Consider the following 5,436-nt stretch of genomic DNA (forward strand, 5'->3'; position numbering starts at 1 on the left):
GAGCGCAACGCCCGGCAATTCGCGGTGGCGCTGGCAGACTCGCTTTCCTCCAGCTACTGGCTGTCTGAGCGCATCATGCTCGACATTTCCGGTGCGCAACTCGCAACGACGCTGACTGGGCTCGGCATGGAGTTTTCCGAGGCGGCCTTCGTGCTGCAATGCTTCTATCCGCATCTCTCCGCCGCCGAAGGCGACATGAGCCGTGCCGAAGCGCTGCTTGACCGCCTGAACATCATTGAAAGCGAAGAGCGGCTGGAAAGCTGGCGCAGGGCCGACAGCTATACGCATGGACGCGAGCGTAAATCCCACGCGCCCGCGGCGCAGAAGACCGGCACACGGGGATAATGCGGCTGCCCTGCGGCGGGAGCCACAACAGGCTTCGTGGCCGCAGAAGCGAGGCCGTGGTCTGCCTCTAAGACCTGGGCTGATCAACCAGCGTCAACAGCGTCCCGATCTCGTCGGTCTCTATTTCGACAACCCACAGATCGCTGTCGAAGCGACGCTCCTTTTCCAGCAGCGCAGCGCTTTCGTCGGCGTCCACACCGGAAAGACGCGTTTCGAAACGCCGCTCGGCACGGATTTCCTCGTCATCGGCGAAACTCTGCGGTGCGGGGCCATAGAGGTTCTCGCGGCCATCGCGCAGCCGCTGGCGAACGAAAATAGCGCCCGCCTCCTCCGCACCCTTCTTTTCGACAGCGGCGAATCCACCGGCCGTGAAGACGCGGCGGATGAGGGCTGAGACGAACATTTCGGATTTGAGGCGCATGGGTTTGCTTTCGATTTTTGCGCTGGCCAGGTGGGTGGAGCTCACCCCGGCTGGCTTCAAAACTTCAAAGCGCCCCGATCGACTTCAGCTTCTTCAGCACGGCCTCGCTGGGCTCACCGGTTTCCGGCAGACGGTAATGCCTCTCAAACGCCCTGATTGCATTGCGGGTCTGCTGGCCGGCCACGCCGTCCACCTTCACATCGGCATAGGCGATATTGATCAGGCCCTGCTGGATCTTTGCGATGAGATCACGGCTTGCAGGCTTGGACGCGCTGCTGAGAGAAATCGGCTCCGCCTTTGGATGCGGCGCTTCCGCCTTGCGGATGGCAGCGGCGACGGGGTCGATTTCGACGCCGCCGCTGGTATCGGCCGGGCGGTCCTTCGGGATTGCGGCAACCGTTGCACCGTCGATCCTGAGCGCCGCCAGCACTCGAGTCGTCGGTTCGCCGGTCTGTTCCATGCCGAGCGTTTCTTCGAAGAACATGATGGCGGCGGCCGTCTTTGGGCCCATTCGACCGTCTGCCTCGCCCTCGTAGAGCCCGCGCTTCTTCAGCTCGGCCTGGATATCGGCGACGATCTGCTGCGGTTTTGCAGCATCGGCGGCAGGTTGCGCCGGGGTCACTGCAGCGGTCTGTTGGGGTGACGTCTCAGGCTCCGCTGGCCGCTCAATGCGGAAAGTGGTGACATTGCCGTGGGTGCCGAGCGGTTCGGCCGGGCGATAACCGGCGATGCCGTTCGGGTTCTCAGCGTCGCGCGTGCGAAGAAATGGCGTCGGATGAACGCCCGGCTGATACCACAGCGCATTGGCGGCGACAAAGCCGAAAACGACCGCAAAGGCACCGCAGCCGCCGACCAGTTTCGGATGGCGCAGGATTTCGCGCCCGATGGCCGAAACCACCAAGGAAACAATGCCGACACCAAGCTGGGCCGCTGTTTTCTTAGGCGATTTTCGCTTTCGCGGGGCCATCGTCACCGTCCTTTCTCATTCTTGCGGCCATCTCGCCGAGCTGCCGGATGCGGGGCGGAAACTCCACCATGCTTTCGGCTTCAGCGCTTTCACCGCCACCCGCCATGCCGGAACCGTCGGCAGGCAGGGTGATCGTTACGACCGTCCCCTCGCCGGGCTTGCTGGCGATGGCGAACGTGCCGCCATGCAGAGCCACAAGCCCCTTGACCAGGGACAATCCCAGACCCGTGCCCTCATAGCGACGGGTATATTCATTCTGAACCTGCATGAAAGGCTGGCCCAGGAGCTCGATCTTGTCTTCGGCAATGCCGATACCGGTGTCGCTCACCGTCAGCTTCAGCATCGTGCCCTCACGCGCGGCGTCGATCGACACAACACCACCCGCATCGGTAAATTTTATGGCATTGCCGGCGAGATTGATGAGAACCTGCCGGATGGCGCGCTGATCGGCAGCGATTTCGCCAATGCCGCGCTGGATGCGGCTCGTCAGCGTCAGGCCCTTTTCCTTGGCCTGGAGGCCGAGCATGGCTTCGCAGGAGGAGATGGTTTCGGCAATCGGGAAGCTTTCCATCATCAGCTCGTAGCGGCCGGCTTCCAGTTTGCTCATGTCGAGCATGGTGTTGACGACGGAGAGAAGATGCGCGCCCGACTGACGGATGAGGCCGACATATTCCCGCTGGCGGTCGTTTTCCAGCCGGCCGAAATATTCGCCGGCGAGGATGTCGGAGAAACCAAGGACCGCATTGAGCGGTGTGCGCAGCTCATGGCTGACGGCGGCGAGAAAACGCGACTTGGCGTCGTTGGCGGATTCCGCCTCGGCCGCCTTGCGGGCGACATCGCGGCGCAGGCGCTCCATCTCGGTGATATCGGTCAGCTGGGCGACGATACGGCGCAGGCGTCCGGTCGCGCCGCGAATGGCCGTCATCTCGATCCGTGCGTGCATGAACTGCGCCTGGCGCGATTTCGCACCGGTCTCGAAGCGGAGTTCGGCCGTTGCCGTGTCTTCGCCCTGCCTCAGCGCGTCGAAAGCCTGCATCAGGTCGATACGGTCGGAGACATAGACATATTCGACGAGGATATGGCCCTTGCTGGCCTGAAGATCGGCCGGGAAGGTTGAGACATCGCGGCCGGAAACGTGTTCCACAAAGCCGGTCTCCCCGATGACCAGCATCAGCCCCGGCACCTGCGAGGCCGCGATCAGATCCTCATTCGCCGACGCGGTCGCATTGACGGATGCACCGCGCGACTGGTGGGAAAAGGCAATGAGCACTGCAGCAGCGGCCAAAAATATTGCCAGCACCAGAGCGGCGCCAATCGGCAGTGCGATGGCGGGGCTGACGATCAGGCTGAAAAGGGCTGGTACAACCAGAAGGCCGACGGCGCTGAAGGCAATCAGCCAGCGCAGGCGCGCAACGGTCTCAGTCCGCCTTTCGGCGTCCTCTTCCATACGCGCAAGCCACCTGCCCGCTGCATGGTCAACCAGTGCGACCGCTTTTTCTCTCATATTACGCAATACCAAACCCGAATCCAAAAGGCGGTTCCAATGGCTCCGACAATAGAAGGCGGCGGCTTAAGGAATGGATAAAAAGAATGACCTCAAAGCACCCTCGAAGGCGCCGCAGTCCCAATACGGAGCATTTATTCGAGGCTTTGCCAATCATGGTTAATGACGGGTAAGCGACGGATTTCGCTTCATTTTTGCCATCATGTTAACTTTTGTGGCAGGGCAGGCGCCAGCTTTGCCCGGGAACGCCCGGCCTCTGTCGCAATTATGCTTAACATGGGCCGTTAAAATGCGAATGAATTCGTTGCAGGTGTCCCGGGGTGCGGAGAATAGATACAATTTGAATTAAATTGCGCCGCTTTTTGCAATCGGCTGTTCGCCGGTCGGCTGTAGCGTCTTCACAAGCCCGACAAACGGGACAAAGGCCAATGACCCGGAACCGGGCGGGGCTTTTAGAAAACAAAGATCATCTGGCAGGGTGTCTGACAATGTGGTTTCTGATCAAAGGAACATTCTGGTTTTCGCTGGTGCTGGTGGCGCTGTCCTATTTCGGCAGCTACAACGACCCAACCAAGGAACCTTCGGCATTTGATCTTCCCAGCGCCGTGTCGGCAGCCGGTGAAGCCTATCGTTATGTCAGCGCCATCTGCATCGAAAAGCCCGACGTTTGCGTCAAGGGCGCCGAAACCTTCCACGCGCTCGGCGAGCGCGCCAAGGAAGGCGCCAAGGTTGCCTATGAGCTGCTGGACAAGCAGCTCGCCTCCGGTGACAAACCTGCTGACGTCGCTGACGTTGCTGCGGAAGCCGAGACGCTGGCAGCAGCACCCGTCGTCAGTGTCGAATTCCCCGGCAAGCCCGATCCGCTGAAGACCGGCACCGTCATTCCCCTGCCGCAGAAGCGCCCTGCTCCCTGATATTGCGGCCCTGAGCCTTTTTGCCGCTCCCTTTTGGCAGACGGAGATATCCGTCGGCCCACTGCCTGCCTGACTTGCCCACGGAAACCTGTTTTCCGTGGGCTTTTTTTCGCTCATGGTTCAAAACCGCGGACACTTCGCCTATATGCTGGGCAAGACATTGAAAAACGGATGATACGGCGTGCCCATGGCCTCTCTTGAAACGATCCTCGACGACTTCGCTTTCCTCGATGACTGGGAGGACCGCTATCGTTATGTCATCGAACTGGGAAAAGCGCTCCCCGATCTGCCCGAGGACAAGCGCACCGCTGACAACAAGGTGCAGGGCTGTGCAAGCCAGGTCTGGCTCGTCAGCCACAGTGACGGCGCGGAAGATCCTCTTCTGACCTTCGAGGGCGATTCGGATGCACATATCGTGCGCGGGCTCGTCGCCATCGTGCTCGCCGTCTATTCCGGCAAAAAAGCCTCCGAGATCGTCAATCTCGATGCCATTGAGGTCTTCGACAAGATCGGACTTGTGGAGCATCTCTCCGCGCAGCGCGCCAATGGCCTTCGCTCCATGATCAAGCGTATTCGCGAGGAAGCTCGCCTGCTTGCCGCCTGAGCTTCATCGCGTTATCGACGGGCGATAATCCGTGTCGCCCCAATGGTGGCTCCCGCTGCGTGTTTTACGCTCGGGTGGCGCGTAGTGGCGGGCAAGCGCCAGAAGTGCTGCCCGCAACAGCAGTTTTGCCGAGCGGGCCGGCCACTGCCGCTCCCGTTCCACCGTCTCGAGGCCCTTTTCGAAACAGCAGACATCGATGGCGACGCCCGCCAGTTCCGGTCCCATCGCATCCGCCGCGCGGGAAAAGCGATCCCTCGCCGCCATTGCCGCCTCGGTAATATCGAGGATGCCTCCCGGCTCACCTTTCGTGCGGCTCGCAACCCTCGGCTCCCACGTCGCCGTCACCTTCGGGTTCAGGTGCCCCCGGTGGAAATCGCCGGCAAGTCGCTCGCCGGCCTCCAGCGCCTCCGCCGGGAAAAAGACGCCGCCGCATCGCTCTTTCAGCCTGGCAAGACTGCTGAGCGGCGAGCTGTTGAGATTGCGGCGCGCGCTCTGTCGCGCATCGTCAACCTCCACGACAACGGTCTGCATGTCCCGATGCTGTTCCTGGAATATCTCGTCGCGGTCTTTCGCAATCGCCCGCTTCAGATAAGAGGTCAGCGGCGGCGCCGCGTAGAGCGTGCTCTCGCGCTGCTCGACCAGCCCGGAAGACACCGCAAGCCGGACCACCTCCGCTGCCAA

Annotated in this window: 6 protein-coding genes and 1 pseudogene; 3 read left to right on the forward strand and 4 right to left on the reverse strand. The window is 61.4% G+C overall.

Going from position 1 to position 5,436, the window contains the following annotated elements; all coding sequences use genetic code 11:
* A pseudogene (locus ACUTJJ_RS24530) lies at positions 1-345 on the forward strand (DUF2336 domain-containing protein); the annotation flags it as partial.
* Between the two features lie 67 nt (positions 346-412).
* On the opposite strand, the gene ACUTJJ_RS24535 reads toward ACUTJJ_RS24530, so the two are convergent.
* The 3 genes from ACUTJJ_RS24535 to ACUTJJ_RS24545 all read right to left on the reverse strand — a co-directional run bounded on the left by ACUTJJ_RS24535 (position 413) and on the right by ACUTJJ_RS24545 (position 3,237).
* Entirely contained in the window at positions 413-766 is a 354-nt protein-coding gene (locus ACUTJJ_RS24535; protein WP_445543721.1) for a DUF1491 family protein, read from the reverse strand.
* A gap of 64 nt (positions 767-830) precedes the next feature.
* Complete coding sequence (locus tag ACUTJJ_RS24540; protein WP_445543722.1) at positions 831-1,733, reverse strand: peptidoglycan-binding domain-containing protein; 903 nt, start codon at positions 1,731-1,733, stop codon at positions 831-833.
* Entirely contained in the window at positions 1,705-3,237 is a 1,533-nt protein-coding gene (locus ACUTJJ_RS24545) for a sensor histidine kinase (protein ID WP_445543723.1), read from the reverse strand. The genes ACUTJJ_RS24540 and ACUTJJ_RS24545 overlap by 29 nt, the downstream gene beginning before the upstream one ends.
* A 488-nt stretch (positions 3,238-3,725) precedes the next feature.
* On the opposite strand from ACUTJJ_RS24545, the gene ACUTJJ_RS24550 reads away from it, so the two are divergent.
* Positions 3,726-4,151 (forward strand): DUF5330 domain-containing protein, encoded by a 426-nt coding sequence (locus ACUTJJ_RS24550; RefSeq protein ID WP_209089231.1) that lies wholly within the window; start codon positions 3,726-3,728, stop codon positions 4,149-4,151.
* A 187-nt stretch (positions 4,152-4,338) separates the two neighbouring features.
* Positions 4,339-4,755, forward strand: a complete 417-nt coding sequence (locus ACUTJJ_RS24555) for a SufE family protein (RefSeq protein ID WP_445543724.1) — start codon at positions 4,339-4,341, stop codon at positions 4,753-4,755.
* 3 nt (positions 4,756-4,758) lie between these two features.
* Here the strand turns inward: ACUTJJ_RS24555 and ACUTJJ_RS24560 are convergent.
* A partial coding sequence (locus ACUTJJ_RS24560) for a DUF6456 domain-containing protein (protein WP_445543725.1) occupies positions 4,759-5,436 on the reverse strand: 678 nt, incomplete at its 5' end.

It is taken from the genome of Agrobacterium sp. DKPNP3 (genome assembly GCF_052686535.1).

Coding starts and splice junctions, on each gene's coding strand:
- ACUTJJ_RS24535 (WP_445543721.1), bottom strand. CDS start 766: ATGCGCCTCAAATCCGAAATGTTCGTCTCAGCCCTCATCCGCCGCGTC.
- ACUTJJ_RS24540 (WP_445543722.1), bottom strand. CDS start 1,733: ATGGCCCCGCGAAAGCGAAAATCGCCTAAGAAAACAGCGGCCCAGCTT.
- ACUTJJ_RS24545 (WP_445543723.1), bottom strand. CDS start 3,237: ATGAGAGAAAAAGCGGTCGCACTGGTTGACCATGCAGCGGGCAGGTGG.
- ACUTJJ_RS24550 (WP_209089231.1), top strand. CDS start 3,726: ATGTGGTTTCTGATCAAAGGAACATTCTGGTTTTCGCTGGTGCTGGTG.
- ACUTJJ_RS24555 (WP_445543724.1), top strand. CDS start 4,339: ATGGCCTCTCTTGAAACGATCCTCGACGACTTCGCTTTCCTCGATGAC.